The organism is Nocardiopsis dassonvillei (assembly GCF_964273065.1).
GTDB classification, from domain to species: Bacteria; Actinomycetota; Actinomycetes; order Streptosporangiales; family Streptosporangiaceae; genus Nocardiopsis; species Nocardiopsis dassonvillei_B.
Genome location: NZ_OZ186815.1, coordinates 4198367 through 4212942, shown reverse-complemented (window position 1 = coordinate 4212942; position 14576 = coordinate 4198367). Strand labels below are relative to the sequence as shown.

Here is a 14576-nt window from a genome sequence, read left to right as displayed (position 1 = left end):
CGGCGGTGAGCGGGCGCTCCCGGGCACGGCGGCGGGGCGGCTCCCCAAGGCCGCAGGAGAGCCGTGGCAGGGCGGCCGAGGCACGGGCGACCACCGGAGACGGCCGTCGGCGGGCGTCCCCGGGCACGGCGGCGATCGGCCTCCCGTGGCCGCAGGAGAACCCCGGCGGGGCGGGCCCCGAAGCGGCCGGACGGGGCCCGGGTAGTTTTCCACAGGTCGGGGACCTGCGCTGTCGCGCGGACACGGAGCGTGGCAGGATGCTGGCATGTCGGATCAAACAGAGCCCCTCCGATCCCGCGTCCCGCCCCCCGCGGCCTCCGACCCCCTCCTCCCCGGCGCCCCCGCTGCCCCGGTGCCACCGGTCCCCGAGGACGGCCCGGGCGCGGTGCCCGGTGCCCCCGGCAGCGACGCCCGGCCCGGGCGCGGGCGGGTGGAGCTGCGGGTGCACGGGGTCAGCGGCGGTCAGGCCGAGGAGCTGCTGGACGTCGAACCCGCCATGCGGGTGGGCGGGGACCGGCTCGCCGGGTTCTTCCGCTGGCGGCGGGGCGCCGACACCGAGACCGTGCCCGGGGTGCGGCGGGAGATCTTCGCCTGGGGCAACCTCACCTCGGGGAGCGCCTCGCGCGCGTTCTGGCTGCTGCTGCTGCCGTTCATGCTGGTCAACGTGGCGTACTGGATGCGCCCCGGGCGGGCGAGCCGCAACCTGCGCGGGACGGCGCGGGTGGCCGACAACCTGTACGGGGCCGGGGTGCGGCTGCTGGCGCTGACCCTGACCGTGCTCATCACGGTGGCGGCGGCCGGGATCGGGGTGGACCTGCTCGGGTGGCAGTGCGCCGCCGGGCTGGGCGAGGAGTGCGCGCGGGCCCGGCCGTGGCTGGAGTTCTGGGCCTCCCCGGACTCGGTGCTGTCCGCGCCGGGCCCGGCCCTGGCGGTGGGGGCGCTGGTGCCGCTGGCGGTGGTGGCGGTGCTGGAGCGGCTGTCGCGGCGCACCGCCGCCGACTACGAGGTGGTCTCCTCCCCCGTGCCGCCGGTGTACGACCCCGGGGCCCCGCTGAGCCACCCCGACCTGTGGCGCAACAGCGAGATCATGGCGCGGCTGCGGTCGGCGCACCTGGCGGTGTCGCTGGGGGTGCTGTCCCTGCTGGTGGCGGTCCCGGCACTGCTGTACGACCTGGGGAACGGCCCGGCGCTGCCGTGGGGCGCGGTGCTGGTCGGGGCGCTGGGCGCGGTGTCCCTGGCGGGCACGGCCAGCGTGCTCGTGCCCGGGGTGGACCCGCGGTGGAACGTGCGGGCCGACCGCCTGTGCCGCCTGCTGCGCAACGCGGCCCTGGCCCTGGTCGCCGCGACCGCGGTGTACGTGCTGTGGCCGCGGCCGGGATGGACGGCCCAGGGGAGGCTGCCCGGGCACGCGTCGGTCCTCAACGCCCTGTTCACCGTCCAGGTGGCGCTGGTGCTGCTGACGCTGGCGGCCGCGGTGGTGCTGTACGTCTCCGCCCGGGCGCACCGCGGAGCGGCGATGCGCGGGATGGCGGGTCCCGCCACGGCGGCGCTGGGCGCGCTGACCGGCGGGGCGTTCTCGGCGGCGGCGGTGTACCAGGGAGCGCTGTGGCTGAGCGGCTGCCGGGCCCTGTCCGCCCCCGGGGCGGACTGCCTGCCGCTGGAGACCCCCACCGTCTACTCCTGGCTCCAGCTGGCGATCGCCCTGGAGGCGGTGCTGGCGCTGGCCGTGGCGGCTGTGCTCGCCGTGCGGCTGCGGCGGGACACCCGCGGGCACGTGGCGGCGGTGACCGAGGACTACGAGCGCAGCGTGCGCGACCGGCGCACCTGGGACATCGCGCGGGCGAGGGCCCTGGGCCGGATGACCGAGGTGCTCCCGGGGGTGCTGGCGGCGCTGCTGGTCCCGGCGGTGGCACTGGGCGCCCTGGTCCTGTACTCGGTCCTGTCGGGGCATCTGACCCCCGGCGGGCCCGAGCCCGCGGCGGCGGCCGTGGCCGGACGGGTGCGGGTGGTCGCCCACGGGGCGGTGTCGGTGCTCATCGGCGCCGGGTCGCTGCTGGGCGGGGCGGCGCTCGTGGCCCTGGTGTGGATCGGCCGCAGCGCCTACCGGGACCGGCCGACCCGGCAGGCGGTGGGCGCCGTGTGGGACGTGGGCACGTTCTGGCCGCGGGTGGCGCACCCGCTCGCCCCGCCGTCCTACGCCGAACGCGCGGTGCCGCAGCTGGTGGCGCGGGTGGCGCGGATGACCCGCGAGGGCTCCGCGGTGGTGCTGTCGGGGCACTCGCAGGGATCGGTGCTGGCGGCGGCGACGGTGTGGCAGCTACCGGACGACTGCCTGGGCCGGGTCGCGCTGATCACCCACGGGTCGCCGCTGGACAGGCTGTACGCGCGCTACTTCCCCGCCTTCTTCGGACCGGAGCCGTTCGCGGACCTGCGCGGCCGGGTCGCGGGGTGGCAGAACCTGTGGCGGACCACCGACGCCATCGCCGGGCCGGTGCGGATGCGCTCGGGGGCGGTGGGCGGGGCGGAGACGGCCGTGGTGGAGCCGGCGGACCCGCTGCCCGACCCCCGCTCCTATGACGCGCTGCCAGGCGAGGCGCGGCGCCCGGAGATCCTGGGGCACTCGTACTACACGGACGACCCGGCCTACTCACAGGCGCTGCGCCTGATGCTCACGGAACTGGAGAAGGTCTACCAGGGGCCGTAGGGGCCCTCGTTGCGGCCGCCGCCGACGCCCTTGACGGCCGGGCGCACGTCGAGCAGGAAGATGAGGGTGGCGACCAGGCACAGCAGGATGAAGATGGCCACGTTGAAGAACACCGCGAGCGCGGAGAGACCGGTGGCGACACCGGTGAGGGTGACCCAGAGCTTCTTGGTCTGCTTGTCCATGATCGCGAAGGCCTCGGCCGGGGTCCGGATCGCCTCGATCAGGGCGTACAGGCTGGCCACGAAGGTGACCAGGTAGATGACGTACCAGATCATTCCGATCACAACACACTCCCGACGATGTTCATGGGGACGGGGGTCCGCCCGTCCACCACGGTAAACGGATCGGCGGTGCGGATCGTGCCCGGGAACGTGTCACACGGGTGAGGGGGCCGGCTCACCCGTCGGCGGCGGGGCGCCCGGAGGCGTCGCCGGGGCTGCGAGCGCGGGTACCACCGCGGGTCCGCCGTCGGCGGGGTCGTCAGGGTGTCCGGGGGGCGTCCCGGCTGCGGAGCGCGGGCCGTCGGCGCGGGCCCGCCAGCGGTCGGGTGGTGGGCCGTCCGGGGCTCGTCGCGGGCGCGGGCCCGCCATCGCGGGGGTGACAGGGAGTCCAGGGGACGCCGTCGCGGGCGCGGGCCCGCCGGCGGGCGGTCGGCGGTGCGGAGCGCACCCGGGACCCTCGCGGGTCAGGCGGGACGGCCGGGCGGTCGACCGGAGGGCCACCGGCCGGGCCGCGGGGTCAGATGGTGATGTGCCACAGGCAGGTGACCGAGGCCAGCAGGAAGGCCGAGGCCCCCATGATGACGGCACCGGCGTGGTACGGCAGCTCGTCGTCGGGCCGCAGCAGGCGGTTGACCCGGCGCATCACCCCGGGCTCGGCCTCGACGGCGGCCATCGCCCCGGCGGGCACCGGGGCGGGCCCGGCGGCACCGAACCGCAGCAGCGCCATGGCCAGCTCGCGGGAGGAGCTGGTGCGGCGGGCCTGGTCGTCGGCGCACATCTCGATGAGCAGCGCGACGGTCTCGTAGTAGGCGCGGACCAGCCGCACCCGGGGGAAGGCCCGCTTGAGGGAGGAGAACGGCAGCAGCACCAGGTCGTGGCGTTCGCGCAGATGGGCGTGCTCGTGGGCCAGGACGGCCGCCAGCTCGCGGTTGTCGAGGACGGCGAGGGCGCCCTCGCTGATCACCACCTGGGAGCGCAGCACGCCCGGAAGGCAGTACGCGGCGGCCGCCGGGTGCTCGATGACCCGCGCGCCGGGGACGTCGGGGTGGTCGTGTGCCACGAGTTCGAGCAGGTCGTGGTGGCGTCGGCGGACCCGCACCACCTGCACGAAGGAGGAGACCAGGCCGTAGAAGAGCACCAGCGTGAGCACCACGGCGAGCACCACGGCCACGAGGTGTGCCACGCCCTCGGCGCCCTGGGCGAGCTCGGTGAGCACGAGGCGGCCGCTGAAGACGTCGGCGGCCAGGGCGAGCAGGCCGCCCGCGGCGCCCTGCTGGTAGGAGGAGAGTCCGAAGGCCAGGAGCGCCCCGATGGTGGACACGCCCCAGGCGAGGCCGAGTGCCTGCCAGGTGATCACGGCCGTGTAGGGCCCGCGCGAGGGCCACTTCGCCCGGTGCAGGAGCCCCATGGCGATGAGGCAGCCGACCGCGACGAGTGTGAGGAGGGCGGCACTGACCATACGGACTAGTTCCTTGGCTGCTCGATTTCAGCGAGTGCGCGCCGGAGCGCCTCCGCCTCCTTGCCGTCCATCGACTGGACGAAGGCGGCCAGGGCCGCGTCACGATCACCGGTCTGCCCGAGAGCGTCGAACATCAGCTCGGACACGTAGGACTCCCGACTGGCTGCCGGACGGTACCGCCACGCACGGCCTTCGCGTGCCCGGGTGACGACCTTCTTCTTGGCCAGCCGGTCGAGCACGGTCATGACGGTCGTGTGCGCGAGATCCCGCTCGGCGAGCTCTCGACCGACCTCACGAACCGTCATTGGTTCATCTCGCGTCCACAGTACATCCATCACTGCGCGTTCAAGTTCGCCGAGCCGATTCATGCCCTCGAGTCTACTTGCGGTCGTACTACAGCCTGTCGTACCCCCACGTTAAATCGTGGTGTCCCGCGGTACAAGGGTTTTCCCCGCCCGATGTGGAGCGGTCGGGTCCCGAGCCGGGCCCGCCGGGCCGGTGCGACCTGAGAGAGCCGTGCCGAGGTTCGCGTATCCACCCTTCCCAACCCCCCTCCGGGTGCGATAATTCCGCCCCACGGCAGAGGGGGGACGGGCCATGGACACCTCGCGGCACAGCCGGATCGGCGTGGTCAGGGGCGACATCACCGAGCAGCGGGTGGACGCCGTCGTCAACGCCGCCAACAGCTCCCTGCTGGGCGGCGGCGGGGTGGACGGCGCCATCCACCGCAGGGGCGGCAGGGCGATCCTGGAGGAGTGCCGGGCGCTGCGCGCCTCCCGGTACGGCGGGGGCCTCCCCGCCGGGCGGGCCGTGGCGACCACCGCCGGGCTGCTGCCCGCCCGCTGGGTGATCCACACCGTCGGCCCGGTGTACAGCGCCGCCGAGGACCGCTCCGCCGTGCTGGCCTCCTGCTACACCGAGTCGCTGCGGGTGGCCGCCGATCTGGGCGCGGAGTCGGTGGCCTTCCCGGCGATCTCCACCGGCGTGTACCGGTGGCCGGTGGCGGACGCCGCCCGGATCACCGCCGAGGCGCTGCGCACCGCGCCGGTCCGGGTTCCGCTGATCCGGGTCGTGCTGTTCGACGACACCGCGTTCGCGGCCTTCCGGCAGGCCTTCGACCCCTCCTGAACGCGCCTCACGCGCCTCACGCGCCTCGCCCCGATCGTCGCACCCGCGCGGTAGGAAGGAACGCGACGACTCCGCAGCGAAGGGGACCGACCGTGGCACTCGACTGGCAGCTCACCGTGGACTGCGCAGAACCGCACCGGATGGCCGCGTTCTGGGGGGCGGCCCTGGGCTACGAGGTGGAGGACCACCAGGACCTCATCGAGCGCCTGGCCGCCGAGGGGGTCATCGACCCGGAGGAGCACACCACCCTGGTGAACGGGCGGCGCGCGTGGATCACCGCGGCCGCCGTGCGCGACCGGGCCAGTGGCCGCCGCCTGCTGTTCCAGCGGGTCCCCGAGCCCAAGACCGTGAAGAACCGCTGGCACCTCGACCTCAACGCGGGGCCCGAGCGCCGCGACGCCGAGGTCGAGCGGCTGGTGGGCCTGGGTGCGACGGCGGTGCGCACGGTCCGGGAGCCGGGGACGCACCACGTGGTCATGCTGGACGTCGAGGGCAACGAGTTCTGCGTCCAGTAGCCGGGCCCGCCCCGGCCGGGGACCGGGCGGTTCAGGAGCCGGGCGGGGCGATGGGCGGCGGGTAGTCGCCGTCGGAGGGCGGCGAGTCCCAGGGCGTGTGCGCCGACCGGCCGGGCAGCCCTGCGAGCTCGGGGACGTACCTGCGCACGTACACCCCCTCGGGGTCGAACCGGCGCGCCTGCCGCAGCGGGTTGAACGCCCGACCGGGGCGGGTGTCGTTGCCGGTCCCGGCGACCCACTGCCAGTTGCCGTGGTTGTTCGCGACGTCGCCGTCGAGCAGGTGGTCGGCGAAGTGCTCCGCCCCCGCCCGCCAGTGGATTCCCAGGGTGCGGGTGAGGAACGCGGCGGTGATCATGCGGGTCCGGTTGTGCATGAACCCCTCACAGAGCAGCTGCCGCATGCCCGCGTCCACGATGGGCACCCCGGTGCGGCCCTCCTTCCACGCCTTCAGCGCCGCGGGGTCGTCGCGCCACCGGGTGCCGCGGGGCCGGTAGTCGCGTACGGCGATGTCGGGGAAGGCCGCGGTGACCTGGTGGTGGAAGTCCCGCCAGGCGAGCTGGCGGACGAACGCGGCCCCACCGGGCTCGTCCCGGGCGAGCGACGCAGCCTCCAACGGGGACAGGCAGCCGAAGCGCAGGTCGGCGGACAGGTGCGAGGTCGCCCCGGCGGGCAGGTCGTCGTGCCGCTCCTCGTACCGGGCCAGACCGCTGTCGAGCCAGGCGTGCAGCCGGTGGCGGGCGGCCTGCTCGCCCAGGAGGAGAGGCCGTCCGGCGGGTTCGCCGCGCCCGCCGTCCAGGTCGGCGGGGATCTCCCCGGGGTCCACACCGCCGGGCGGCGCCACGTGCTCGGGAGCGGGGAGGACGGAGCGCCAGGGGTGCGCCTCCCAGGCGCGGAGGTAGGGCGTGAACACCTTGTAGTGGTCGCCCCCGGTCGGAGTGACGTCGCCGGGCGGCACCACGGTGAGACCCGGGTGGGAGACCACGCGCAGCCCGGCGTCGCGCAGCCGCCGCTCCCGCCGGGCGGCGGCGCGGGTGACCCCCTCGGTGAGGTGGACGGTGTCGGCCCCCACCCGCCGGGCCAGCGCCGCGACCTCCGCGGCCGTGTCGCCGTACCGCACGACCAGGTCGCCGCCCCGGGCGCGCAGGCCGTCGCGCAGTTCACCGAGGATGCCCGGCAGGGCGCGGACCCGGTTGCGGGCGGAGCGGCGCAGCAGGGCGGGGTCCAGCACGAAAACCGGGAGGACGGCCCCGCCACCGCGGAGCGCGGCCGTCAGGGCGGGGTGGTCGTGCAGACGCAGGTCCTGGGTGAACAGGACGACGGTGTGGGCCATGACACCCCATCCTCTCACTCTCCGTGAACGAATGACACAGTGAATGGAACATGCGCCCGCCGACTGCGGCCGGGGCGCGGGAACGGGTAGGGAAAACACATGGACACTCTCACTCCCGCAACAGGGGAACCCGAGGTCAGGCCGCGGCTGGGGGCCTCCAGCTGCCTGCTGGGTGTACCCGTCCGCTACAACGGCGGACACTCGCGGTACCGCTTCCTCACCGACGAGCTCGACCGGTACGTGGAGTGGACCGAGGTGTGCCCCGAGGCCGAGATCGGTCTGGGCACCCCGCGTCCCACGCTGCACCTGCAGCGCAGGGGCGAGGAGAACCGGGTGATCTCCAGCGGGGACGGCTCGGACCGCACCGACGAGCTGGCCGGCATCGCCGACGCCCGGCTGGAGGAGCTGCGGGGCCTGGACGGGTACGTCCTCAAGAACAAGTCGCCCAGCTGCGGACTGCTGGCCCTGCCGGTGTTCGACGAGGACAGGCAGCGGGTGGACGGCAGGGGGCGGGGGGCGTTCGCCGCGCGGCTCACCGAGCTGCTGCCCGACCTGCCGGTGGAGGAGCAGGGGCGGCTGTCGGACGCGGCACTGCGCGAGGCGTTCGTGGAGAGGGTCTTCGCCCGCGCACGGCTCCGCGCGCTGTGGGAGCCCGGGTGGCGGCCCCGCGACCTGGTCGACTTCCAGACCCGGCACAAGCTCCAGCTGATGGCGCACTCCCCCGAGGGGTACCGGGAGACGGGGCGGATCGCGGCCGGGGCCGGAGCGAACGACCCGGAGGAGACGCGGCGGGAGTACACGAGGGCGTTCACCACGGCGATGGCGGTGCGGACGAGCCGGGGCAGGCACGCCAACGCGCTCCAGCACGCCTTCGGGATGATCAGCGACGGCCTGGACGACGCGCGCCGGCACGACCTGCTCGCCGCGATCGAGGACTACCGCGAGGAGCGGGCCCCGCTCAGCCTCCCCATGGCGCTGCTGCGCCACCACGGGGAGGCGGACGGGCCGGAGTGGCTGCGGTGCCAGACCTATCTGCGCCCCTACCCGGAGGATCTGAGGCTGCGGCACGCGCTGACGGTGTGACGGCCTTGTCGGGGGTTCGGGAATCCGCATTTCCCACACGGACCAGACATGGATGATTACCATGAGTGACATCCCTGGTTCTTCAGCAGGATGCCCCTGACCCCCGACACCTCCCGAGGCCACCGGTGTTCTCCACGTTCTCCCAGCGCGCCTTCGTGCTCGTCTCCTCCGGCCTGGTGGCCGTGGCCGCCGCCGCGCTCGCCGCCCTGCCGCCGGAGGGACTCGTGGAACGGGTCGGCGCCCACCTGGGCCCCGACCCGGCCCTGGCCGGCAGCGCGCTGGTGCCGCCCCGGGCCGGGGGACCGCCCGCGCCGCCGCCCCGGCCCGGCCAGGTCTCCGCCTGCGTCCAGGCCGCCCCGGCGTCGGTCTCCGTGATCCCCGACGAGACCGTGCCCGGCGGCGGGAGGGAGCTGTGGGTGCGCAGGCCGGTGGGGCCCGACAGCGCCGACCTGCCCGTGCTGTACCTGCTGCACGGAGCGGACACCGACCACCGCGGCGCCGTGGACGCCGACGCCCGCGCCGCGCTGGACCGGGAGATGTGCCGCACCGGCGTGGAGTTCGTGGTCGCGGTGCCCGAACGCGCCGACGGGGCGCCCGCGGTCCTCAGCCGCGCCGTGGTGCGGGCGGTCGAGGGCGCGCACGCCCGCCCGCGCGCCCTGCGCGCCGTCGGGGGCGCCGACGACGCGGCGGCCGCCGCGGCCGCCTCCCCCGAGGTCTCCCAGGCGGTGCTCTGGGACCCGGCCGCCGACGAGGTCGCCGAACCCGAGGCCGCCCGGTTCCTGCTGGTCGGCGAGGACACCGGACCCCTCGCCGCCGTCCTCACCGGGCACGGTATGACGGTCGCCACCCGCTCTCCGGGCGCGGATCACACCGGGGGCGCCGCGGCCGCGCCCTGGGGGGCCGCACTGCCCGCCACCGTCGACTTCCTCGTCTCGGGCTGGACCGCTACACCCTAGGAGGGAGGCCGTCAACACCCGCCCCCTCGGACCGTCCGCTCAGGAACACTGTGTACCTTCGTCGCTGTTGATGACAAAGGTGTGAACACGAGCGGAGAGGACCGGCGGTGTCTGGAATCGTTCCCGAGGGAGGATCTGAGGCACTTCCGTCCCGGGTGGCGACGGTCAGCCTGCACACCTCGCCGCTGGACCAGCCGGGCACCGGCGACGCGGGCGGCCTCAACGTCTACGTGGTCGAGGTGGCCAGGCGGATGGCCGAGCGCGGGGTCGCCGTCGACGTCTTCACCCGGGCGACCTCCCCCGACCTGCCGCCGGTCGTCGAGCTGGCCCCGGGGGTGTCCGTGCGCCACCTGGCCGCCGGACCCTACGGCCACCTCGACAAGAACGCCCTCGCCGAGTACCTGTGCCCGTTCATCTTCGGGATGCTGCGCACCGAGGCCCGCGACGAGCCCGGCCGCTACGGCCTCGTGCACGGCCACTACTGGCTCTCCGGCAAGGCCGGGGTGGCGGCCGCCCGCCGCTGGAACGTGCCGATGGTGCAGACGATGCACACCATGGCGCGGGTCAAGAACGCCGCCCTGGCCGAGGGCGACCTGCCCGAGCCGGAGGCGCGGGTGCGCGGTGAGGACCAGCTCGTCCACCAGGCCGACCGGCTCATCGCCAACACCGACGACGAGGCCCGCCAGCTCAAGGAGCACTACGGAGCCCGCGACCACCAGATCAGTGTGATCCCCCCCGGGGTCGACCTGGACGTGTTCACGCCGGGGCCGCGGCGCGCCGCCCTGGAGCGGATCGGGCTGGCCCCCGACACCGAGCTGCTGCTGTTCGTGGGCCGGGTCCAGCGCCTCAAGGCCCCGGACGTGCTCGTGCGCGCCGCCGCCCACCTGCTCGAACGCGACCCGTCGCTGCGCTCGCGCCTGGTGGTGGGCGTGGTCGGCGGACTGTCCGGCGGCGGGATGGGCGGACCCCGGATGCTGGCCGACCTGGCGCGCTCCCTGGGGATCGCGGACGTGATCCGGATGGAGCCGCCGCAGTCGCGCGAGCGCCTGGCCGACTACTACCGGGCGGCCACCGCGACCGTCGTGCCCTCCCACTCGGAGTCGTTCGGGCTGGTCGCGGTGGAATCGCAGGCCTGCGGCACCCCGGTGGTCGCCGCCCGGGTCGGCGGGCTGGCCACGGCCGTCGGCGAGCGCTCGGGGGTCCTGGTGGACGGGCACGACCCGGCCGACTACGCGACGGTCCTGCACCGGTTGATCGCCGAGCCCGCCCGGCGTGACAGGCTGGCGGAGGCGGCCCCGGCGCACGCCGCCACCCTGGGCTGGGACCGGACGGTGGACGACCTGCTCGACGTGTACCGCGCGAGCATCACCCCGTACACGGCGCCCGTGGGGCTGCCGCTGGCCGCCGCGCGCTGACGCGCGGCTCGGGAACGGGAGGAACGGGACGACGTGGGAGAACGAACGGCGCGCACGGCCGCGATCGAGGCGATCGCCCTCGCGGTGGCGGAGTCCGGACTGGAGTCGGAGCGGCCCCGGGAGGGGGCGTTCCTGGTGACCCTGCCGGGCAAGGCCAGGCTCAAGACCCTGGTGTGGCTGGAGGTGGGACCGCACAGCCTGACCCTCACCTCGTTCTTCTGCCGCCGGCCGGACGAGAACCACGCGGAGTTCTACCTGTGGCTGATGCGCAAGAACTCCGACATGTACGGGATGGCGTTCGCCGCCGACGAGGTCGGCGACGTGTACCTCCGGGGGCGGCTGCCGCTGGAGGGGGTCACCCCCGACGAGGTGGACCGCCTGCTGGGCTGCGTGCTCACCTACGCCGACGAGAACTTCAACGGCGCGCTGGAGCGCGGGTTCGCCTCGGCGATCCGCAAGGAGTGGCGCTGGCGGGCCGAACGCGGCCACGACATGCGCAACCTGCGCGCGTTCGCGCACCTGGCCCCCGAGGACCACGCGGGCTGACCCCGGCCGGGCGCGCCGGTGCAGCGCCGGCCGGGTCCCGGGGGTCGGGGCCCGCCCGGGAGAGGCGGTGGCCGCAGGCCGTCCGCCGGCGGTGGCGCGTCGACGCGGGTGCCGGAGGCCGGCGGGCGGGAGCGGCCGACGGACCGGGGGCGCGGGGGATACCGCCTCCCCCTGGCCGGTGTCCGTTCACCGCCAGGCACTAGGCTTTGCCCCATGGGAACTCTGGTACTGCTCCGACACGGTGAGAGTGTCTGGAACGCGAAGGGCCTGTTCACCGGATGGGTGGACGTGGACCTGTCGGCCGCCGGCGAAGCCGAGGCGCGCCGCGGCGGCGAGCTGCTCAAGGAGGCCGGCCTCACGCCGGACGTCCTGCACACCTCGCTGCTCAAGCGGGCGATCCGCACCGCGAACCTCGCGCTGGAGACCGCCGACCTGCACTGGCTTCCGGTCCGGCGCAGCTGGCGGCTGAACGAGCGCCACTACGGCGCCCTCCAGGGCAAGGACAAGGCGCAGACGCGCGAGGAGTACGGCGACGAGCAGTTCATGATCTGGCGCCGCTCCTACGACACCCCGCCGCCGCCGATCGCCGACGACGACCCGTACTCGCAGGCCGGGGACGCCCGCTACGCGGACCTGCCGCCGGAGCTGCTGCCGCGCACCGAGTGCCTCAAGGACGTGCTCGACCGGGCTCTGCCGTACTGGTACGACGAGATCGTCCCGGACCTGGCCGCCGGGAGGACCGTGCTGGTGACGGCGCACGGCAACTCCCTGCGCGCGCTGGTCAAGCACCTGGACGGGATCGACGACGCCACGATCGCCGGGCTGAACATCCCGACGGGCATCCCGCTGGTGTACGACCTGGACGGCGAGTTCAGGCCGAAGGTCCCCGGCGGCACCTACCTCGACCCGGAGGCCGCCAAGGCCGCCATCGAGGCGGTCGCCAACCAGGGCAAGAAGTAGCCCCCGCCGGCCCCCGTGCCCGCGTCCCTCTCCGGGACGCGGGCACCGTCGTGTCCGGGCTCCGGGCGGCGGGGCCTCAGTAGACCAGGGGCCTGGCCCCCTCCGCGGTGATCTCCTCGACGAAGGTGGCGGCCCCGGCGATACGGACCCCGTCGAGGAGGCCGTCCTCCGTGAGGCCGCGCCGGGCCGCGCACTGGGTGCAGACGGTGACGCTCCCGGCCGCCAGGACGGCGGCCAGCAGGTCGGCCGCCGGGGCGGCGTGCGGCAGGGAGAACTCCTCGGCGCGGCCGGGAACGGCGAACCAGGAGGCCTCGCCGGTCAGCCACAGGGAGACCGGCACCCCGGAGGCCGCGGCGGTGGCGGCGACGGTGAAGCCCTGGTTGCAGCGTTCGGGGTCGTCGGCACCGGCCGTGACCTTGATCACAAGGGAAGGGGGCATGCCGGCCAGCCTATCGGGCGCTCACAGCCCCAGCAGGACCAGGAGGATCCCGGCCAGGGCCGTCACCGCGAAGGCGACCGTGACCAGCAGAGCCTCGCGGCGGCGGGGGGAGGTGTGCAGGGTCCGCTCGGCCACGCCGTGCTCGACGGTGAGGGCGCCGTCGCGCGGGGCGGCCACGACGATGCGGCCGTCGCGGACGTGCAGCTCACCGGTGACACGCAGCCGGGCACCGGGCCGGATGACCCATTCGCGGTACTCGAACTCGATGGTCTCGCCGCGGAACACCCCGGAGATGCGCCCGCGCACGCGGGGCAGCAGGTCGTCGGCGGGCGAGGCGACCCCGGGCTGGGGCCGGGCCACGACGCGCTGGAGGCACAGTTCGGCGTCACGCGGGCGGGGGGCGTCGCGGGGGTCGACGAAGATCCGCTCGCCGTCCAGCGGACGGCCGTCGGCGACCAGGCCGAACAGCTCCTCGGAGCCGTAGTCGGCGATGGAGTCGCAGGTGCGCTCCTGCACCGCTCCCTCCTGCTGGAGGGGGAGGTAGTGGCGCAGCACCTCGTGGCCGTGCCAGACGCACTCCACACCGGCCAGCCCGGAGGAGGAGGCCGTCCCGGCGGGGCCGGGCGCGGCGATCCCGGTGAGCGTGACGCGCTGCCCGCCCCGTGCCGCCAGGGCCGACGGCTCGAGCCGGGCCAGTCCCAGCTGGCGCCGCCAGCGGCGCAGGGCCAGGGCCGCGAGCGGGAGGAGGACCAGCGCGGCCACGAGCAGCACAGAACCGATCACCAGTAACACAGGCCGCCCCTTTGACGCGCTTCGGAGGTAGGGACGCAGGCGGGTCGGACACTCCCCGTGGACACGCCGCGTCGTCCATCATCTTTACCAGTTCTCCGCGAAAGCGGGGCCAATTGGGCATGTCCAGTCGGCCACCCCGGAATGGCGGTGGCCGAGCCGCCTCCGCGGAGCGCTACGCTCTGGTGTCATGCACGCTGATGTACACGCCGATCTGGCGAAACTGTCCTTCCTGCTCGGCCGCTGGGAGGGTGTCGGCGTCGCCGGCTACGCCGACGAGGAGGAGTTCCAGTTCGGCCAGGAGATCGTCTTCGAGCACCGGCCGGACCTGCCCTACCTGCACTACCGCAGCTCGGCCTGGCGGATGAACCCGGACGGGACCCTGGGCGACCTGGTCACCGAGGAGTCGGGTTACTGGCGGGCGCTGTCGGAGGAGGACACGGCCGACCGTGAGGAGGGCGTCCCGGTGATCCACCTGGAGGTGCTCATCACGCACAACGAGGGCTTCATCGAGTCGTACGCGGGCAACGTGTTCGCGAACCGGGTCGAGATGGCCACCGACGCGGTCCTGCACACCTCCACCGGCCTGGACGTGACGGCCTCGCACCGGCTCTACGGCCTGTTCGGCGACAACCGGGAGACCCTGGGCTACGCCTGGGACCTGGCTGCGCGCGGCCACTCGCTGCGCTCGTACATGTCGGCCCAGCTCAAGCAGGTCGGCAAGGGCGCGGAGACCCGGTAGGCGCGAGGCCCGGGAGAGGACGCGGCGACGCGGGGCCGACGGGGCGCGGGCCCGGGTCGGCCGCCCGGCCGCGGAGTCCGGGGGAAGGACGGATCCCGGGCCACTTCCCGCCGCTGTGGGCGGGGCCGGTCGGACTACTTCCGGCGGCCCGGGATCCGGGTGTCCGTTGGGATTCGCTGCGAACGAACGTCGCGCGAACGCGAGCTCGTCCTAGCGGACGGCCACCTCGCCAGTCCTAAAAGACTTCATCTTCTGGACCACCTCCTTTCCTGCGTGACACCGAAGGTAC

Annotated in this window: 15 protein-coding genes; 9 read left to right on the top strand and 6 right to left on the bottom strand. The window is 74.6% G+C overall.

Features of this window, described 5'->3' with window-relative positions:
* Positions 1 to 265 precede the first annotated feature (265 nt).
* The gene (locus tag ACSUPR_RS18835) at positions 266 to 2704 is read left to right on the top strand and encodes a hypothetical protein (protein ID WP_436886009.1); all 2439 of its coding nucleotides are present in this window, start codon (positions 266 to 268) and stop codon (positions 2702 to 2704) included.
* Here ACSUPR_RS18835 and ACSUPR_RS18830 read toward each other — a convergent pair.
* From ACSUPR_RS18830 to ACSUPR_RS18820, 3 genes are all read right to left on the bottom strand, one after another.
* Entirely contained in the window at positions 2689 to 2979 is a 291-nt protein-coding gene (locus ACSUPR_RS18830) for a DUF2516 family protein (RefSeq protein ID WP_436892056.1), read from the bottom strand. The two genes, ACSUPR_RS18835 and ACSUPR_RS18830, sit on opposite strands and share 16 nt — an antisense overlap.
* Before the next feature lie 463 nt (positions 2980 to 3442).
* A complete protein-coding gene (locus ACSUPR_RS18825) occupies positions 3443 to 4384 on the bottom strand; it encodes a M56 family metallopeptidase (RefSeq protein WP_436886007.1) in 942 nt (313 codons plus the stop codon).
* A 5-nt stretch (positions 4385 to 4389) separates the two neighbouring features.
* Positions 4390 to 4752, bottom strand: coding sequence for a BlaI/MecI/CopY family transcriptional regulator (locus tag ACSUPR_RS18820; RefSeq protein WP_436886005.1), 363 nt, complete (start codon positions 4750 to 4752; stop codon positions 4390 to 4392).
* A gap of 229 nt (positions 4753 to 4981) precedes the next feature.
* On the opposite strand from ACSUPR_RS18820, the gene ACSUPR_RS18815 reads away from it, so the two are divergent.
* Both ACSUPR_RS18815 and ACSUPR_RS18810 read left to right on the top strand, forming a co-directional pair.
* Positions 4982 to 5512 carry an O-acetyl-ADP-ribose deacetylase gene (locus ACSUPR_RS18815; protein WP_436886003.1) on the top strand — a complete coding sequence of 177 codons (531 nt, stop codon included), beginning with the start codon at positions 4982 to 4984 and terminating at the stop codon, positions 5510 to 5512.
* A gap of 92 nt (positions 5513 to 5604) precedes the next feature.
* Positions 5605 to 6027: a VOC family protein gene (locus ACSUPR_RS18810; protein WP_436886001.1), complete on the top strand. Its 423-nt coding sequence runs from the start codon at positions 5605 to 5607 to the stop codon at positions 6025 to 6027.
* Between the two features lie 31 nt (positions 6028 to 6058).
* Here ACSUPR_RS18810 and ACSUPR_RS18805 read toward each other — a convergent pair whose 3' ends face one another.
* A complete protein-coding gene (locus ACSUPR_RS18805) occupies positions 6059 to 7357 on the bottom strand; it encodes a cryptochrome/photolyase family protein (protein WP_436885999.1) in 1299 nt (432 codons plus the stop codon).
* A 99-nt stretch (positions 7358 to 7456) separates the two neighbouring features.
* Between ACSUPR_RS18805 and ACSUPR_RS18800 the strand changes: the two genes are divergently transcribed.
* From ACSUPR_RS18800 to ACSUPR_RS18780, 5 genes are all read left to right on the top strand, one after another.
* Positions 7457 to 8440: a YbgA family protein gene (locus tag ACSUPR_RS18800; protein ID WP_436885997.1), complete on the top strand. Its 984-nt coding sequence runs from the start codon at positions 7457 to 7459 to the stop codon at positions 8438 to 8440.
* Positions 8441 to 8565: 125 nt separating this feature from the next.
* Complete coding sequence (locus tag ACSUPR_RS18795; protein ID WP_436885995.1) at positions 8566 to 9396, top strand: esterase; 831 nt, start codon at positions 8566 to 8568, stop codon at positions 9394 to 9396.
* Between the two features lie 107 nt (positions 9397 to 9503).
* Complete coding sequence (gene mshA, locus ACSUPR_RS18790) at positions 9504 to 10811, top strand: D-inositol-3-phosphate glycosyltransferase (protein ID WP_436885994.1); 1308 nt, start codon at positions 9504 to 9506, stop codon at positions 10809 to 10811.
* A gap of 33 nt (positions 10812 to 10844) precedes the next feature.
* Positions 10845 to 11357, top strand: a complete 513-nt coding sequence (locus ACSUPR_RS18785; RefSeq protein ID WP_436885992.1) for a YbjN domain-containing protein — start codon at positions 10845 to 10847, stop codon at positions 11355 to 11357.
* 213 nt (positions 11358 to 11570) lie between these two features.
* Positions 11571 to 12317, top strand: coding sequence for a phosphoglyceromutase (locus ACSUPR_RS18780; RefSeq protein WP_436885990.1), 747 nt, complete (start codon positions 11571 to 11573; stop codon positions 12315 to 12317).
* Between the two features lie 76 nt (positions 12318 to 12393).
* Here ACSUPR_RS18780 and ACSUPR_RS18775 read toward each other — a convergent pair whose 3' ends face one another.
* Positions 12394 to 12756 carry a DsrE family protein gene (locus ACSUPR_RS18775; protein WP_436885988.1) on the bottom strand — a complete coding sequence of 121 codons (363 nt, stop codon included), beginning with the start codon at positions 12754 to 12756 and terminating at the stop codon, positions 12394 to 12396.
* 21 nt (positions 12757 to 12777) lie between these two features.
* Positions 12778 to 13548, bottom strand: coding sequence for a GIDE domain-containing protein (locus ACSUPR_RS18770; protein WP_436885986.1), 771 nt, complete (start codon positions 13546 to 13548; stop codon positions 12778 to 12780).
* A 187-nt stretch (positions 13549 to 13735) separates the two neighbouring features.
* Between ACSUPR_RS18770 and ACSUPR_RS18765 the strand changes: the two genes are divergently transcribed.
* A complete protein-coding gene (locus ACSUPR_RS18765; RefSeq protein ID WP_436885984.1) occupies positions 13736 to 14287 on the top strand; it encodes an FABP family protein in 552 nt (183 codons plus the stop codon).
* Positions 14288 to 14576: the final 289 nt, after the last annotated feature.

Excerpts from the sequence above, each read along its gene's own strand:
- ACSUPR_RS18835 (WP_436886009.1), top strand. The coding sequence starts at position 266 with ATGTCGGATCAAACAGAGCCCCTCCGATCCCGCGTCCCGCCCCCCGCG.
- ACSUPR_RS18830 (WP_436892056.1), bottom strand. The coding sequence starts at position 2,979 with ATGATCTGGTACGTCATCTACCTGGTCACCTTCGTGGCCAGCCTGTAC.
- ACSUPR_RS18825 (WP_436886007.1), bottom strand. The coding sequence starts at position 4,384 with ATGGTCAGTGCCGCCCTCCTCACACTCGTCGCGGTCGGCTGCCTCATC.
- ACSUPR_RS18820 (WP_436886005.1), bottom strand. The coding sequence starts at position 4,752 with ATGAATCGGCTCGGCGAACTTGAACGCGCAGTGATGGATGTACTGTGG.
- ACSUPR_RS18815 (WP_436886003.1), top strand. The coding sequence starts at position 4,982 with ATGGACACCTCGCGGCACAGCCGGATCGGCGTGGTCAGGGGCGACATC.
- ACSUPR_RS18805 (WP_436885999.1), bottom strand. The coding sequence starts at position 7,357 with ATGGCCCACACCGTCGTCCTGTTCACCCAGGACCTGCGTCTGCACGAC.
- ACSUPR_RS18800 (WP_436885997.1), top strand. The coding sequence starts at position 7,457 with ATGGACACTCTCACTCCCGCAACAGGGGAACCCGAGGTCAGGCCGCGG.
- ACSUPR_RS18780 (WP_436885990.1), top strand. The coding sequence starts at position 11,571 with ATGGGAACTCTGGTACTGCTCCGACACGGTGAGAGTGTCTGGAACGCG.
- ACSUPR_RS18775 (WP_436885988.1), bottom strand. The coding sequence starts at position 12,756 with ATGCCCCCTTCCCTTGTGATCAAGGTCACGGCCGGTGCCGACGACCCC.
- ACSUPR_RS18765 (WP_436885984.1), top strand. The coding sequence starts at position 13,736 with ATGCACGCTGATGTACACGCCGATCTGGCGAAACTGTCCTTCCTGCTC.